Origin of the sequence: Nocardiopsis potens DSM 45234 (genome assembly GCF_000341105.1) — a bacterium.
GTDB classification, from domain to species: Bacteria; Actinomycetota; Actinomycetes; order Streptosporangiales; family Streptosporangiaceae; genus Nocardiopsis_A; species Nocardiopsis_A potens.
Genome location: NZ_ANBB01000042.1, coordinates 1 through 14,722, shown reverse-complemented (window position 1 = coordinate 14,722; position 14,722 = coordinate 1). Strand labels below are relative to the sequence as shown.

Genomic DNA, 14,722 nt, shown 5'->3' with positions numbered 1-14,722 from the left:
CCTCGCTCCGTCCTCCGATGCTGCCCCGCCCACCCGCCCGGGGCGAGCGGCGAACGTCCCCCGCCCGGCGCCGTTGGTCCCCGCCCGGGCCCGGTGCTCCGGCCGTTCGGCCCGGGCCCGGCGACCAAAGACCCTGCCCTCCGCCCGCCGGCGCGGGGTGTGATGGGGGGCGGGGGCGGTACCGGACCGCCCGGACGGAGGGGCGGTGGACCGTGCCGCCAGGTGGAGCGGTGATCCCGCTGGACGAGATCGAGGCAGTGCTCTTCGACGTCGACGGGGTGGTCACCGACACGGCCGCCGTGCACGCGGCGGCCTGGAAGTCGGCCTTCGACCCGTTCCTCCGGTCCCGCGCCGGAGCAGGGGAGCCCTACCGGCCGTTCCGGCTGCCCGAGGACTACTTGGAGCTCGTGGACGGCAAGGCGCGCCTGGACGGGGTACGGGCCTTCCTCTCCTCGCGCGGCATCGCCCTCCCCGAAGATCCGTCGCACCCCGGTGCCGCGACCGCGGCGTCGCTGGCCGAAAGGAAGGACCGCCTCTTCCTGGCGCGTCTGCGCAGGAACGGGGCGTCCGCGTTCCCTTCCACCGCGGCACTGATCCGGCGGCTGCGGGAGGCGGGTGTCGCGACCGCGGCCGTCTCTGCGAGCCGCAACTGCGCCGCGGTACTGAGGGCCGCCGGTGCGGAGCCGCTGTTCGACGCCCGGGTCGACGGTGTGGACGCGGCCCGGCTGGGTCTGCCCGGCAAACCCGACCCCGCCCTGTTCCTGGAGGCGGCCCGCCGACTGGGCGCACCGCCCGGCCGCACCGCGGTCCTGGAGGATTCGCTGGCCGGGGTGGAGGCCGGGGTTCGCGGCGGGTTCAGGCTGGTGATCGGGGTCGACCGGAGCGGCCGGGAGGGCGAGCTGTACCGGCGCGGCGCGCACGCGGTGGTCGCCGACCCCGGTGACCTGGAGATCTCCGGGGTGTCGGGGTGAGCGGCTGGAGGCTGGTGCACGAGGGCCCCGGAGGCGGGCGCACCGGAACCCGCGAAGCCCTGTGCACCCTGGGCAACGGCCTGTTCGCCACCCGCGGCGCCGCCCCTGAGGCGCGCGCCGACGGGGTGAACTACCCCGGCACCTACATCGCCGGGTGCTATGACCGCGCGGTCTCCTCCGTCGGCGGCCGCCGGGTGGAGAACGAGGACCTGGTCAACGCACCCAACTGGCTCCCGCTGACCTTCCGCTGCGGCGACGGCGCCTGGTGCGCCGGCCCCGACCCGGCCGGTCCGGACCGCACCGAGCTGGACATGCGGCGCGGCGTGCTGACCCGGACCTTCCTCGCCGTGGACGGCGGCGGGCGGCGCACCCGGGTGGTCCAGCGGCGGCTGGTCTCGATGGACGACCCGCACCTGGCGGCTCTGGAGACCACCCTGGCGGCGGAGAACTGGAGCGGGAGGCTGACCGTCCGCTCGGCCCTGGACGGGGAGACGGCCAATGCCGGAGTGGCGCGCTATCGCGGTCTGGCCTCGCAGCACCTGCGGCCGGAGGGCGCAGGCGGGGGCGCCCCCGGCGCGGTCTGGCTGCGCTGTGCGACCGCGGGGTCGGGGGTGGGGATCGCCCTCGCCGCGCGGACCCGGGCGGTCCGGGGCCCGGAGGCGGTACACTCCGCCCCGCCCGCCCGCGCCGCCTGGGCCGGTTGCGACCTGTCGATGAATCTGGTGGAAGGCGGGCAGGTCACGGTGGAGAAGGTCGTCGCCCTGTACACCTCCCGGGACCGGGCCATCGGCGATCCGCTGGGGGCGGCCCGCTCGGCCGCGGACCGCGCCGGCTCCTTCGAGGCGCTGCTGCTCAGGCACGCCGCGGCCTGGAGCCGCCTGTGGCGGGCGTGCGATGTGGCCATCGAGGACGAGGAGGACCAGCAGGCCCTGCGGCTCCACCTGTTCCACCTGCTGCAGACGGTGTCACCGCACACCGCAGAGCTGGACGCCGGGGTGCCCGCCCGGGGGCTGCACGGGGAGGCGTACCGCGGCCATGTGTTCTGGGACGAGCTGTTCGTGCTGCCCTTCCTGAACCTGCACTTCCCGGAGACCGCACGGGCGATGCTGCGCTACCGGTGGCGGCGGCTGCCGGCGGCGCGGCGGGCCGCCCGGGCCGCCGGACTGCGGGGGGCGCTGTTCCCCTGGCAGAGCGGAAGCGACGGCCGGGAGGAGTCGCAGCGGCTTCACCTCAACCCGCGCTCCGGGCGGTGGCTGCCCGACCATTCGCACCTGCAGCGGCACGTCGGCCTGGCCGTCGCCTACAACGTATGGCAGCACCACCAGGCGACCGGGGACCTCTCCTTCCTGGCCGAGTTCGGCGCGGAGCTGCTGGTGGAAGTGGCCCGCGCCTTCGCCGACGCGGCCGTCTACGACTCGGCCCTGGACCGCTACCGGATCCGCGGCGTCATGGGGCCGGACGAGTATCACGACGGGATGCCCGGCCGCTCCTCCCCGGGCCTGGACGACAACGCCTACACCAACGTCATGGCGGTGTGGGTGATGCTGCGCGCCATGGACGCGCTGGAGGCGCTGCCGGAGCAGTGCCGAACCTCGCTGGAGGAGGCCATCGGCCTCTCCCCCGCTGAGACGGCGTGCTTCGAAACGCTCTCCCGGAGAATGCACGTCCCCTTCCACGACGAGGTGATCAGCCAGTTCGACGGCTACGAGGAACTGGCGGAACTCGACTGGGACGCCTACCGGGACCGATACGGCGACATCCGGAGGCTGGACCGGATCCTCGAGGCCGAAGGCGATTCCTGCAATCGCTACCGGGCGTCCAAGCAGGCCGATGTGCTGATGCTGTTCTTCCTGCTCTCCGCGGACGAGCTGGCCGGGTTGCTGAGGCGGCTCGGCCTGCCCTACGACCCCGGCCTGATCCCCCGCACCGTGGAGTACTACCTGGCCCGCACCTGCCACGGCTCGACGTTGAGCTCAGTGGTGCACGCCTGGGTGCTCTCCCGTACCGACCGGGAGGCCTCCTGGCGCTTCTTCCGCGAGGCCCTCCGCTCGGACATCGACGACTCCCAGGGCGGGACCACCGCGGAGGGGATCCACCTGGGGGCGATGGCGGGCACCATAGACCTGCTCACCCGCTGCTACACCGGCCTCGAACTGCGGGAGGGGGTGCTGCACCTCAGCCCGCTCACCCCCGCCGAGCTGCCCGTGCTCTCCTTCGTACTGCGCTACCGGGACCACTGGGGCGTGCGTCTGGAGGTGGACGGAGAGAGCGCCCGGGTGTCCGTGCCTCCGTCCGCGGCACCGCCGTTCCCGGTCGAGCTCAAAGGCCGCCGCGCCACCGCGGCCCCGTGCACCTCGTGCGAGCTCCCCCTCCGCTGACCGCTCCCGTGCAGGTCCCGGAAGAGCGTGGCCTTCGGCCTTCCGCGGCCGGGCGCCCGCCTCTGCCCGCGCCCGTGAGCCGCCGGGTGGACTGGAAGGCGAAAGCCCGCCGATGGCCAGGGAGGTCGATGATGAACAGGCTCGCGCACGCCGAGGAGCAGGCGCTCCTCCCGGACGTCACCGCCTCCTGCCTGCAAGGAAAGGAGGGGATCCTGGAGGTCGGCTTCGGCCTCGCCCGGCGGGAGCGCGGTCGGCGCAGGGCCACCGTCGAGCAGGGCGGCTGACGCCCGCCGGCGTCCGGGAGGGGCCGGTCGCGGGCGCCCCTGGAGCGGAGCGCCCGCTCTTCCGCGCCGCCGCCCCTCGGGGTTCCGCCCCCGGACCGCTCCGGAAGAGGGAGCGGCCCCGCGTTCACCGCGGGCCGTCGGGCAGAGTGCCGCCCCGCTCCTTCCGCGCCGGTCCCGGAGGCCGCCCGCCACCGGGCCCGTCCCCGGAACAGGGGGAAGCGAGCCTCAGGCAGAGCCGGCGGTACAGCTTGTCCACCGCCGCGTACAGCGAGTCCGCCTCCGCTCCGGCGTGTACCGCATCGCCCTCCAGGACCGCGACCGCCTCCACCTTCAGCAGCCGGCCGTACCCGCCGACCTCGCGGTACCCCGCCTCGGCGTGCACCCGGAGCACCGGTGGCCCGGCGCACCGCTCCAGGCCGGCCAGCCGGTCCGCGATGTGCGCGGCTCCGGCCGGGCCGATGCTCCTCGGACAGGTGACGGAGATCCGCGGATCCTCCCAGCGGTCCCGAGAGCGCACGGTCCTCACCTCCTCCCGCTTCCTTCCCGGTGCGCCCAGTCTGCTCCGCCGGTAAGCCACCGGGCAGCGCCGTCCCTCCCGTTCCGGGGCGCCTTCGGTCCCGTCCCCGGTGCCGCTCCTCGGGACCTCCGCCCCCCTCTTCCCGCCCCAAGGCCCCTTGGGCCGCCGCGGGCGGGACCCGAGGCTGGAAGGTGTAAGCGGGCAGCGATCACCGCGGGGAGGAAGCGATGCAGGACGAACGGACGGGACGGCCGCCGAGCGGGGACTTCTGCCGCCGGGCCGCCCAGCGCCGGAGAGAGCTCGGCCTCACTCGGGAGGAGGTCGCCCAGCGGGCCGGCATGGCCCCCGGTTACGTCGCCTATCTGGAAGAGCATCCGCCGCTGCTCACCCGGCGGTCGCTGCACCGCCTGGCCCAGGCCTTGAGCACCTCCCCCGACCACCTGCTCGGCGCCGACACCGAGGCGCCCCCGGGGGCCGGAGGCACCGTCCTCCCCCGACCGGAGCTGCGCACGCTGACCCGCCGGGAGTGCGACGAGCTCATCGCCCCGGGCGGAGTGGGGCGCTTCGCCTTCGCGCCGCACGGCGGCGGACCGCCGACCGTCCTGCCGGTCAACTACGCGGTCGTCCGGGGCGACGTCGTCTTCCGGACCGGCGCCGAGGGGGTGATCGCGGCGCACCTGCCCGGCCGCGCCTCCTTCGAGGTCGACCGGATCGACGACGCCGTGAACGAAGGGTGGAGTGTTCTGCTCACCGGCCGCGCCCTGCCGGTCCGCGACGCCCGCGACGTCCTCCGGCTCCGCGGCCTCACCCCGGTCCGCCCCTGGGCGGGGGGCGAGCGCGAGGCCTACGTGCGCATGGTCCCGGAGAAGGTCACCGGACGCCGGATCGTTCCGGCTGAGCCGCAGCCGGGCACCGCACCGCCCTTCCCCCGGGCGGGAGAGGGACCGGTGCCGGCGCCGTGAGGCGGGGCCCGCCGGAGAGCGGAGCGGCCCCGCCCGCAGCCGGGCGGGACCGTGCCCGTTCCCCCGGGCCTTCCCGTCCCGCCGGCCTCCGTGCGGGCGCGGGGCGGCGGCTCACCGCTCCCGCCCGCTCCTCGGTCCGGGCATGAGCGCGGAGGACAGCGGCGACAGGTCGTCGGCGTCCCAGTCGAGCCGGTCCGCCACATGGACGACGCCCTCGATGTGCCGGACGGACCTGGACAGCGCCACCGCACTGGATCGCAGCCGGACCCGGCCCTCCAGCACGACCTCGCCCCGCTCCACCCGGACCCGCACCCGCGGCAGGTCGAACTCGGTGAGCAGCCTGCGGACGACCTCCTCTCGGATCCGGTCGTCCGGGCGGGTGTAGAGCCCCACCAGGTCGCTCCGGCCGATCACCCCGACCAGCGCTCCGTCCGGGCCGACCACCGGGAGGTGTTTGACCCGGTGGCGGTGCATCAGCTCGGCCGCCCTGGCGACGGGCTCCTCCGGGCCGACGGTCACCGGTGGCGCGGTCATCATGCGGCGTACCGTGGCGGCGCCGGCCTTGGAGCGCTCCTCCCTGGCGCGCCGGCCGCGCCCCGGCCCGGGGCCGCCCGGCGCGGTGAGCCTGAGCAGCAGATCGGCCTCGGAGACCATCCCGATGACCCGCCCTTCCCCGTCCACCACCGGGACGGCGCTCACCCCGAAGCGGCGCAGCAGCTCCGCCAGCTCCCGAGGGTCGGTGTCCGCGGAGACGCCGACCGGGTCCGCCGCCATCAGGTCCTCCACTCGTACGGTCATGGCTTCCTCCCGTTCTCAGGCGGCGTGCACGATCGTCACGGGGCACTCGGCGCGGTGCAGCAGGCCGTGCGCCGTCGCCCCCAGGGCGAACCGGGGGATCCCCCGGCGTCCGCGCGCCCCCACCACGATCAGCCGGGCCTCCTTCGCGGCCTCGACCAGCGCCGGGACCGGCCGGGCCTCCACCACCTCGGTGCGCAGCCGGACCGAGGGGAAGTCGGTGCGCCACGGGGCGGCGGCGCGCTCCAGGGCCGCCTCCTCGATGTCGCGCAGCACACCGAAGTCGTAGGGCATCGGGGCGGAGGTGACCGGGGGCAGCGGGCGCTCCCAGGCGCGGACGGCCGCCACGCCCTCCCCCGTCGCCGATGCGGCGTCGAAGGCCTCGGCCAGGGCCCGGCCGCTCTGCGCCGAGCCGTCCTCGCCGACCACGATCCCCTCCCGGTCCTCCGGAAGCGGCTCCGGGCCGACCACCGTCACCGGCGTCTTCGCGTGCGCGGCCACCCGGTAGGCGACCGATCCCACCTTCAGCCCGGGAAAGCCGCCCCGGCCGCGCAGGCCGACCACCGCCATGGAGGCGTCTTCGGCATGGCGCAGCAGCGCGGCCGCCGGGGCGTCCACGACCGCGGTCCCGCCCGTCCGAACGCCCGGGGCCGCCGCGGCGGCGCGCTTCTCGGCCTCGGCCAGGATCCGCGGGCCCTCCTCCCTGATCTCGGCCTCGGACCAGATGAAGGCCCCTTCCGGGGACGGAAGCGGCTGCGCCGTCAGCAGGACGAGGCGCCGTCCGCGCCGGGCGGCCTCCGCGGCCGCCCAGTCGACGGCCTTCAGCGCCGCCTCTGAGCCGTCCACACCCACCAGGATCGAGCGTTCCATGGGACTCTTCCCTCCACCGCGCTCCGAAATTCCCGTTCCCCTCGATCCTCGTCCGCGGAGGCGCCCCCGGCGGCGGGGCCGAGGTCCCCTCTCGGTGGGCCGAGGTCCCGGGCCCGCCTCGCCCTGCGGCGGTCCCGCGCAGTACGGAGGTCCTGTCGCCCCGGGGGGCGGCCGGTCCCGAGCGCCCGGGACCTCTGTCCCCGGGAAGGACCTCCTTCGGCCCTTGGCCGGGGAAGAGCGCCGGGGTGAGCTGGAGGCGAGCCCGGGAACGGGACTCCCGCCCGCGGAGACCGCTCCCGGTTCCCGCTCCGGCCGAACGCGCCGGAGCACCGAGCGACCGGAGCCGCCTCGTGAAGACCTCCTCGGACCACCGCTTCATCGGACGCGAGCCGCTGGAGGCCGCGATCCGGGCGGGCGACCGCGCACCGTCGGTGTGCGGCACCCGCCCTTGGACCATCTCGGGCGGCGGGGGCCGCATCTCGCTGCGCGCCGACCCGGACCGCCGACTGGACGCCGCCGATCCCGGTTCCCGGGAGCTGGTGATCAGCTGCGGCGCGGCGCTGTACAACGTGCGGCTCGCACTGCGCGCGCACGGTCTCCGCCCCCGGGTCGCGCTGCTGCCCGACCCGGAGCGCCCGGCCCTGCTCGCCGAGGTCGGTGCGGACGGGCCGGCGGAGCCGGGCGTGCTGGAGCGGCTGCTGTACAACGCGGTCGAGCGGCGCCGCACCCACCGCGGAGCCTTCCACAGTGACGTCGGCGACGTCCGCTTGGTGCGCGCACTGAGCGCGGCCGCGTCCGCCGAAGGGGCGGTGCTCCACCTGCTCACCGACGGATCGGCGGTGAGCTCGCTGGCCGGCCTGATCACCGCCGCCGAGCACCTGCAGCGCGGAGAGCGGTCCCGGAGCGAGGAGCTCGCCCGCTGGGTCCGCCCGGCCGGAGGGCCTCCGGGCGAGGGCGTCCGCGCCGAGGACTTCCCGCCGTCCGAGGAGTCGGCCGGTACGCCGTTCCCCGGCCGCGACTACGGGCACGGGGGCGTCCGCGGGCTGCTCGCCGCACCGGGGCGGGCCACCGGGACGGTCGCGGTGCTCACCACGGCCGAGGACGGCCGGCCCGCCCATCTCGCGGCCGGCCAGGCGCTGCAGCGGGTCCTGCTGACCGCGGCGGCCGGCGGCGTGTCCGCCGCCTTCCACACCCAGCCGCTGGAGGAGCCGCTGCTCCGCGCCTTCCTCGGCGATCGGCTGTGCCGGGGCGCGTACCCGCAGATGGTGCTGCGCCTGGGCCGGGTCCGCCCGCCGGAGCGCGCCGAGGAGGAGGCGCTGCAGAACGCCCTGGCGGGGTTCTGAGGCGGGGCGGGGCGGACCCGCGGCCGGTGCGCCGCCTCCCGCGCCCCGGCAGGGCGCATGGGGCGGGACGGCCCGAGGCGGCCCTTCGGTGCACGGCGGACCCGCCGCCCCGCCTTCCTCCGACGACCGCCTCTCCGGTTTAGACTGCAGAGGTCAGGCCGTTCTCATCCGCGCCCGCCCGCGGACTCCGGGCTCCAGGAGGGGACCATGCCCGAGGATGCGCCCGGCCCAGGCCCCGGGGCGCCCCTGGTGCCCCAGATGCGGCTCGACGATCTCCTCGCCGAACTGCACTCCCGGATCGACGCGGTGATGCGCGTCCGCGACCGAGTCCGGTCCCTGCTCGAGGCGGTGGTGTCGATCGGCACCGGCCTGGACCTGGACACCTTGCTGCGGCGGATCGTGGAAGCCGCGATGTCGCTGGTCGGCGCCGGCTACGGCGCGCTGGGGGTGATGGACGGCGAGGGCGGGCTGGAGCGGTTCGTCCCGGTGGGCCTCTCCGCGGAGGAGATCGCCTCGATCGAGCATTGGCCGGAGGGGCGGGGCCTGCTCGGGCTGCTGATCAAGGAGCCGCGGACGCTCCGCCTGACCGACCTCGCAGAGCACCCCGAGTCGCACGGCTTCCCCCGGGGCCACCCGCCGATGCGCACTTTCCTCGGCGTTCCCGTCCGGGTGCGGAACGAGGTGTTCGGCAACCTCTACCTGACCGAGAAGGCCGGCGGCGAGGCGTTCGACGAGGACGACGAGGCCATCGTGGCCGCACTGGCCACCGCCGCCGGGGTGGCGGTGGAGAACGCCCGCCTGTACGAGGAGACCCGCCTCCGGGAGAGGTGGCTGGACGCCTCCAACGAGGTCACCACTCGGCTTCTCACCGGCACCGGCACCGGCACCCGCGAGGTGCTGCACCTGATCGCGCAGAAGGCCCGCCGCATGTCGGAGGCGGACATCACGGCCCTCGCCACGCCCGAGGGCGGCAGCCGGCTGACCGTGCGCGCCGCCGACGGCTTCGGCGCCGGTGACGTCGAGGGCCGGAGCGTTCCGATGGAGGGCACCCTCACCGGACGGGTCCTCAGGGAGTGCGCCCCTCTGGCCATCGACGTCTCCCACCCGGGCGGCGGGCCCGCCCCGCTCCTGCAGGGCCTCGGCGTCGGCCCGGCGCTACTGGTCCCGCTGGGGGCCCAGGGCACCGCCCGCGGAGTGCTGCTGCTCGGCCGACGCAAGGGCCGGGCCCCGTTCGCCCCGTCGACGCTGCGCCTGCTGCACGCGTTCACCGGGCACGCCGCCGTGGCCCTGGAGCTCGCCGACGCCCGCGCCGACACCGAGCGGCTGGTCGTCCTGGAGGACCGCGACCGGATCGCCAGGGACCTGCACGACGTGGTCATCCAGCGGATCTTCGCGGTCGCCATGTCGCTGATGGGGGCGGTGCGCCGGATCGAGCCGCCCGATCAGGCGGACCGGGTGCAGCAGGCCGTGGACGACCTCGACGACACCATCCGGCAGATCAGGTCCACGATCTTCGCACTGCAGAGCCTGGGCGGCGGCGAGCGGCCCTGGCTGCGCAACCAGATCCTGGACGTGGTGAACGGCGCCACCGGGGCGCTGGGGTTCGCCGCCGGCCTGCGGCTGGAGGGCCCGCTGGACAGCGGGGTCCCGGACGGCGTCGCCGAGCACGCGCTGGCGGTGCTGCAGGAGGCGCTGTCCAACGCGGCGCGGCACGCCCGCGCCTCCCGGGTGGACGTCCGGGTCGCCGTGGACGGCGAGGTCTCCGTGGAGGTGGAGGACGACGGGGTCGGCCTGCCCGAGGGCGTCCGCCGCAGCGGCCTGCGCAACATGGCCGAGCGCGCGGCCCTGCTGGGCGGGGGGTTCGAGGCCGCCCCCGGGCCGCTGGGCGGCACCCGGGTCCGCTGGAGCGTTCCGCTGCCCGAGGAGGACGGGAGCGGCTGAGAGACCGTCAGGTATGCGCCCGGTCGCCCGAGGTCTCCGACCGCAGGCCGCCCCGCCCTTGCGGCCGGGGGCGGCGCGCGCCCTGCCGCCGCCCCTCGGCGCCCTTCCCCGGCGGGCCCGGATCGGCCCCTTTGCAGGACGGGCCCGGCGCCCGCGGCGGAGTCAGGACGCGAGTCCGTCGGCATGCCCGTGCACGACCGCCACCGGTACCGGCGCGTGGTGCAGCACCGCCTGGCCGACCGAGCCGAGCAGCAGGCCGCGGAAGCCGCCCCGGCCCCGGGAGCCGACGACGATCATGTCGGCTTCGGCGCCCGCTTCGAGCAGGGCGTGCGCCGGCTGGTCCCGGACCACCAGGACGCGCACCGGGACGTCTCCGGTCCGCTCGTCGCCCGCCTCGTCCAGCATGCGGCGCACCAGTTTGTCGGCCCGGGATTCGAGGTTCCGGCGCTCCTCCTCGTCCAGGTCGGCGCCGAGCAGGAACGGGTCGGCCGGCCGGTGCGGCTCCCAGGCGTACACCGCGGTGAGGCCCGCGCCGGTCCGCGCCGCCTCCTCAAGGGCGAACCGCAGCGCGGCCGCGGAGCCGGGCGAGCCGTCGACGCCCACCGCCACCCGGGGCCGCCCGCGGCGCCTGCCCTCCCCGGGCGGCACCACGACCACCGGGCACCGGGCATGCGCGGCCACCCGGATGCTCACCGAGCCGAGGAAGAGCGACCCGGCGCCGCCCAGGCCCCGGGAGCCGACGACCACCAGCCCGGCCTCCTCAGAGGCCTTGATCAGTGCCGGGGCCGGGTCCGAGGCGGAGACTCGGGTACGGACCGGCGTCCGGGGCCGGGCGGCCTCGGCTTCGGCCGCCGCGTCCGCCAGCAGCGAGGAGGCCCGGTCCGCCACCTCGGGGGTAGGGGGCAGCCGGATCGGCCGACCGAACGGGACGCTGACCAGCGGCATGCTCACGGCGTGCAGGACGAGCAGTCCGGTACCCCGGTCGGCCGCCGCCTCGGCGGCCCATCCGAGCGCCCGGCGCGCTGTCCTCGATCCGTCCACTCCGACGACGACCTCGCCGACCGCCTCTCCGTTCCCCGCCATCACCGCCGCTCCCTCCCGCGCGATGTGCCTCCGGCCCCCGGGGGAGCGGCGGCCTGCACAGGCTCCCCCCTGCCCCGCGGCACTCGCTCTGCGTCCCCCGGGGGCGAGTCCAGTCTCGCCCGGGCGCCTTCGGCGCGTTCAGTGCCGTCGTTCCCGGGTCCGAGGGACCTTGGTCCCCCGGCCGGAGGGCGGGGTCCCGGTGGGCGGGGCGGCCGCCGTTCCGGCCTGTGCCCTCCGGTTCCGCCCGCCGCCTCGGCGGCCGTGCCGTCGGACCCGCGTCCGGTGCGGAGGCCCGGGCGCACCGCCCTCCCCGCCCTGCCGCCGAGAGGGGTGGGAGCATCGCCGCATGGGCGGACTTCTCTGGGACGAGGTGCGGGACCTGTTCGACCCCGAGGCGATGGGGGCGCTCCCCGACCTCCGGGTCGCCGGCACCTCGGCGGCGGACTGGCAGGCCCTCCTCGACCTGGTCGAGGAGAGCGGGTGGCCGAGCCGGTACGCCGAGGACGGGGCGGTCCGGGCCGTCCCCCGCGCGGAGGCCGCGCTCTCCCGCCCCGGCACATGGCCCGAGCTGCGGGTGCGGCCGGCCGGCGGCGTGCTCGTGATCTTCCGCTTCTGCACGCCGGAGGAGATCGACTTCGACGTCGACCTGCGGGAGCTCCAGGGGCAGGAGCGGCTGGACCTGTTCTGCGGATTCCTCTCGGCGATCGGGCGCCGCCTGGGCAGGCCGGTGCTGATGGTCCCCGAGGGCTCCCCCGGTCCCCCGGTCCTCGGCTACGACCCCGGGGCCGGCCGCGTCGTCCGCCTGTCCGCCCCTCCGGCGGGGTGACCGGTTCCGGGGGCGCGGCCGGCGGGGGTCAGCGGGGGCGGCGGGCGGGCAGGGCGAGGGCGGCCGCGGCGACGGCGAGCTGGAGACCGGCGAGGACCTGGAAGACCCCGCCGTAGCCGGCGGCGCCGGAGACCGGGCCGGCCAGGGTGACCAGCACCGCGAGCCCGAGCGCGCCGCCCGCCTGCTTGGCGGTGTTGAGCAGGCCGGAGGCGGCCCCCGCGTCGGAGGGGTCGGCGCCGGAGACGACGATGGCGGTGAGCGGGGTGGCGAACAGGCCGCCGCCCAGGGAGAACAGGAGGCCGGGGCCGAGGACGGCCGCGGCGTAGGTCCCGGCCGGCACCGCGGCGGCCTGCCAGGCGAAGCCCGCGGCCGCGATGAGGGCGCCCGCGGCGACCAGCGCGCGGGCGTCGGCCCGGCGCATGAGCAGCGGGGTCAGCCACCGGCCGGCCGCCACGGTGACCAGGGTGTGCGGCAGGAAGCCCAGCCCCGTCGCCAGCGCGCCGTAGCCCAGTACGTCCTGCATGTAGAGGGTGAGGAAGTACCACATCGGGATCTGGAAGCAGGCGCCCGCCAGCAGCGTCACGGCGCAGCCCACCGCGACCGCGCGGTCGCGCAGCAGCCGGGGCGGGACCAGCGGCGCGGCGGCGAACCGCGCTTCGACCGCGGCGAACAGCGCCAGCGCGGCGCCGCCGGCGGCCAGTGCCGCCGCGGTGGCCGGGTCGGTCCAGCCGTGCTCGGGGACCCGGGTGACACCGTAGGTGAGCGCGGTGACCCCGGCGGTCGCCGCGACCGCGCCGGGGACGTCGAGCCGGCCCGGGCCGCCCGCGGGGCGGCGGTCCCGGGCGGTGAAGCGCGCCGCCGCGGCGATGGCGGCGATCCCGACCGGCACGTTGACCAGCAGGATGGCCCGCCAGGACAGCGAGTCGGTGAGCAGGCCGCCCACCAGGTTGCCCGCCGCGCCGCCGGCCGCGCCGACCGCCGTCCAGGTGGCCAGCGCGCGGGTGCGCGCGGGCCCGTCGGGGAAGGTCGCGGTGAGCACGGTGAGGGTGGCGGGGGCGAGCACGGCCGCGCCCAGCCCCTGGGCGGCGCGGGCGGCGATGAGCAGGCCCGGCGTCCAGGCCGCCCCGCCCGCCAGGCTCGCCGCGGTGAACAGGGCGAGGCCGGCGATGAGCACCCGCCGGCACCCGTACAGGTCGGCCAGGCGCCCGCCGAGGAGCAGGAGGCCGGCGAAGGCCAGCGCGTAGGCGCCGGCCACCCACTGCAGGTCGGCCGGCCCGAAGTCCAGCGCGGCCCGGATCGAGGGCAGCGCGACGTTCACCACGGAGACGTCGAGGACCACCATGAACTGCGCGGTGCAGGCCAGCGCGAGCACCGCGCCGACGGCGGGGCGGCCGGCGCGGCCGCCCGCCCGGTCCGCGGTGGAGCGCCGGGGGTCGTCGGGCGCCATGGGGCCTCCAGCAGATCAATGCGGTCACATCGTTCTGCTCGGAAAGCTAGCCCGGGTAGACTCGGCCCGTCAAACCGATGAGAGCACATTGGAAAAAGGAGGGGCGATGGGCCACCGGACCCGCGGACCCGGCGCGCACCACGAGGAGCGCCGGACCCAGATCGCCGACGCGGTCCTCGCGGTCGTCGCCGAGCGCGGGCTGGCCGCGGTGTCGCAGAGCGAGGTGGCGGCCCGCGCCGGCGTCTCCCCCGGCCGGGTGCAGCACTACTTCCCCGCCAAGCAGGGGCTGATCGAGGCCGCCTTCGACCGGGGGAACGCGCTGAGCAGCGCCCGGATCGCGGACGCCGCGGGCCGGGCGGGCGGCCCGCGCGACGTGCTGGCCGCGGTGCTGACCGAGCTCATCCCCTACGACGAGGACACCCGCGCGCACATGCGGGTCCGCCAGGCCTTCACCTCGCTCGCCCTGTCCGACGAGGCCATCGCCGAGCGGATGCGCGCCGAGTACGGCCGCTTCCACCGCCAGGTCGCGGACCTGCTGCACGGGGTCGGCGCCGCCGACCCGGCGGCGGCCGCGGTCTCGCTCACCGCGCTGGCCGAGGGGCTGGCCTACTACGTCCTCATCGGCGCCCACCCCGCCGCCTCGGCCCGCGCCCGCGTACTCGCCGCGATCGCCGAGGCCTGCCCCGCCGACCGGAGCCGCTGACCGGGGTCCGCGCCCCGCCTCTCCCCGATGATCTTGACGCTGCGGCCCCATCAGAGCGCTCGTCGTCAAGTCGCCGTTGCAACGAGCAACTCGGGGAGAGGCGAGGGACGAGAGGCGCCCCGACCGGGTACGGCGCCTTACGGGGCGGGGGTTCAGACGGGCGGCGACGGCACAGGTAGGGCCGGGGTACAGGCCTCACCCGGGCGCGGTGCCTCACGGGGTCGGGGCTCAAGCAGGCAGCGACGGCGGGAAGGGGACCGGCCGGTCGGTCCAGCGCGGCGCCCCACGGAGCGAAGGCTCAGACCGGCAGCGACGGCAGCGGTAGGGGCGGGGCCAGGCACCCCAGCCGGGCGCGGCGTCTCACGGAGCGAAGGTCAAGACGGGCAGCGAGGGCAGGGGGACCGGCCGGCCGGTCCGGCGCGGCGTCCCACGGGGCCGGGGTGCAGGCGGGCGGCGGCGGGGCCGGTGGGGGTCGGGGCCGGATCGCTGCCGGGGAAGGCGCTCCTGGGCGATGATCTTGACGTTGCGGCCCTACCAACGCGGCGGTTTCTAGGGGTCGTCGCAACACCGGGTTGGTTCGTTCAGGCCGTGAGCAGTTTATG

13 protein-coding genes are annotated in these 14,722 nt (G+C 76.6%); 8 read left to right on the top strand and 5 right to left on the bottom strand.

What is annotated here, in order from left to right:
* The first annotated feature begins 212 nt into the window (after positions 1 to 212).
* The 3 genes from D459_RS0116660 (at position 213) to D459_RS35885 (ending at position 3,633) form a co-directional block, all read left to right on the top strand.
* Complete coding sequence (locus D459_RS0116660) at positions 213 to 971, top strand: HAD family hydrolase (protein WP_040710276.1); 759 nt, start codon at positions 213 to 215, stop codon at positions 969 to 971.
* Positions 968 to 3,349 (top strand): glycoside hydrolase family 65 protein, encoded by a 2,382-nt coding sequence (locus tag D459_RS0116655; RefSeq protein WP_017594146.1) that lies wholly within the window; start codon positions 968 to 970, stop codon positions 3,347 to 3,349. Before D459_RS0116660 ends, D459_RS0116655 begins: the two co-directional genes overlap by 4 nt.
* Positions 3,350 to 3,477: 128 nt before the next feature.
* Positions 3,478 to 3,633, top strand: a complete 156-nt coding sequence (locus tag D459_RS35885; protein WP_020380215.1) for a hypothetical protein — start codon at positions 3,478 to 3,480, stop codon at positions 3,631 to 3,633.
* A gap of 124 nt (positions 3,634 to 3,757) precedes the next feature.
* Here the strand turns inward: D459_RS35885 and D459_RS0116645 are convergent, their stop codons facing one another.
* Positions 3,758 to 4,150, bottom strand: a complete 393-nt coding sequence (locus D459_RS0116645) for a hypothetical protein (RefSeq protein WP_017594144.1) — start codon at positions 4,148 to 4,150, stop codon at positions 3,758 to 3,760.
* 227 nt (positions 4,151 to 4,377) lie between these two features.
* Between D459_RS0116645 and D459_RS0116640 the strand changes: the two genes are divergently transcribed.
* Positions 4,378 to 5,112 (top strand): helix-turn-helix domain-containing protein, encoded by a 735-nt coding sequence (locus D459_RS0116640; protein WP_017594143.1) that lies wholly within the window; start codon positions 4,378 to 4,380, stop codon positions 5,110 to 5,112.
* Between the two features lie 111 nt (positions 5,113 to 5,223).
* On the opposite strand, the gene D459_RS0116635 is transcribed toward D459_RS0116640, so the two are convergent.
* Entirely contained in the window at positions 5,224 to 5,910 is a 687-nt protein-coding gene (locus D459_RS0116635) for a CBS domain-containing protein (RefSeq protein WP_026120461.1), read from the bottom strand.
* Positions 5,911 to 5,925: 15 nt separating this feature from the next.
* Positions 5,926 to 6,777, bottom strand: a complete 852-nt coding sequence (locus tag D459_RS0116630) for a universal stress protein (RefSeq protein WP_017594141.1) — start codon at positions 6,775 to 6,777, stop codon at positions 5,926 to 5,928.
* Positions 6,778 to 7,127: 350 nt separating this feature from the next.
* On the opposite strand from D459_RS0116630, the gene D459_RS0116625 reads away from it, so the two are divergent.
* Together D459_RS0116625 and D459_RS0116620 are read left to right on the top strand one after the other, a co-directional pair.
* Complete coding sequence (locus tag D459_RS0116625) at positions 7,128 to 8,120, top strand: Acg family FMN-binding oxidoreductase (RefSeq protein WP_017594140.1); 993 nt, start codon at positions 7,128 to 7,130, stop codon at positions 8,118 to 8,120.
* Between the two features lie 207 nt (positions 8,121 to 8,327).
* The gene (locus D459_RS0116620) at positions 8,328 to 10,061 is read left to right on the top strand and encodes a sensor histidine kinase (RefSeq protein ID WP_026120460.1); all 1,734 of its coding nucleotides are present in this window, start codon (positions 8,328 to 8,330) and stop codon (positions 10,059 to 10,061) included.
* 162 nt (positions 10,062 to 10,223) lie between these two features.
* On the opposite strand, the gene D459_RS0116615 is transcribed toward D459_RS0116620, so the two are convergent.
* Entirely contained in the window at positions 10,224 to 11,144 is a 921-nt protein-coding gene (locus tag D459_RS0116615; RefSeq protein ID WP_017594138.1) for a universal stress protein, read from the bottom strand.
* Positions 11,145 to 11,490: 346 nt separating this feature from the next.
* Here D459_RS0116615 and D459_RS0116610 point away from each other — a divergent pair, with 346 nt between their 5' ends.
* On the top strand, positions 11,491 to 11,970 hold the full coding sequence (locus tag D459_RS0116610; protein ID WP_017594137.1) for a hypothetical protein: 480 nt from the start codon (positions 11,491 to 11,493) through the stop codon (positions 11,968 to 11,970).
* Positions 11,971 to 11,998: 28 nt separating this feature from the next.
* Here D459_RS0116610 and D459_RS0116605 read toward each other — a convergent pair whose 3' ends face one another.
* Positions 11,999 to 13,417: an MFS transporter gene (locus D459_RS0116605; RefSeq protein ID WP_017594136.1), complete on the bottom strand. Its 1,419-nt coding sequence runs from the start codon at positions 13,415 to 13,417 to the stop codon at positions 11,999 to 12,001.
* A gap of 106 nt (positions 13,418 to 13,523) precedes the next feature.
* Here D459_RS0116605 and D459_RS0116600 point away from each other — a divergent pair, with 106 nt between their 5' ends.
* The gene (locus tag D459_RS0116600) at positions 13,524 to 14,120 is read left to right on the top strand and encodes a TetR/AcrR family transcriptional regulator (protein WP_017594135.1); all 597 of its coding nucleotides are present in this window, start codon (positions 13,524 to 13,526) and stop codon (positions 14,118 to 14,120) included.
* Positions 14,121 to 14,722: the final 602 nt, after the last annotated feature.

Coding starts and splice junctions, on each gene's coding strand:
- D459_RS0116615 (WP_017594138.1), bottom strand. CDS start 11,144: ATGGCGGGGAACGGAGAGGCGGTCGGCGAGGTCGTCGTCGGAGTGGAC.
- D459_RS0116620 (WP_026120460.1), top strand. CDS start 8,328: ATGCCCGAGGATGCGCCCGGCCCAGGCCCCGGGGCGCCCCTGGTGCCC.
- D459_RS0116640 (WP_017594143.1), top strand. CDS start 4,378: ATGCAGGACGAACGGACGGGACGGCCGCCGAGCGGGGACTTCTGCCGC.
- D459_RS0116630 (WP_017594141.1), bottom strand. CDS start 6,777: ATGGAACGCTCGATCCTGGTGGGTGTGGACGGCTCAGAGGCGGCGCTG.
- D459_RS0116635 (WP_026120461.1), bottom strand. CDS start 5,910: ATGACCGTACGAGTGGAGGACCTGATGGCGGCGGACCCGGTCGGCGTC.
- D459_RS35885 (WP_020380215.1), top strand. CDS start 3,478: ATGATGAACAGGCTCGCGCACGCCGAGGAGCAGGCGCTCCTCCCGGAC.
- D459_RS0116610 (WP_017594137.1), top strand. CDS start 11,491: ATGGGCGGACTTCTCTGGGACGAGGTGCGGGACCTGTTCGACCCCGAG.
- D459_RS0116600 (WP_017594135.1), top strand. CDS start 13,524: ATGGGCCACCGGACCCGCGGACCCGGCGCGCACCACGAGGAGCGCCGG.
- D459_RS0116605 (WP_017594136.1), bottom strand. CDS start 13,417: ATGGCGCCCGACGACCCCCGGCGCTCCACCGCGGACCGGGCGGGCGGC.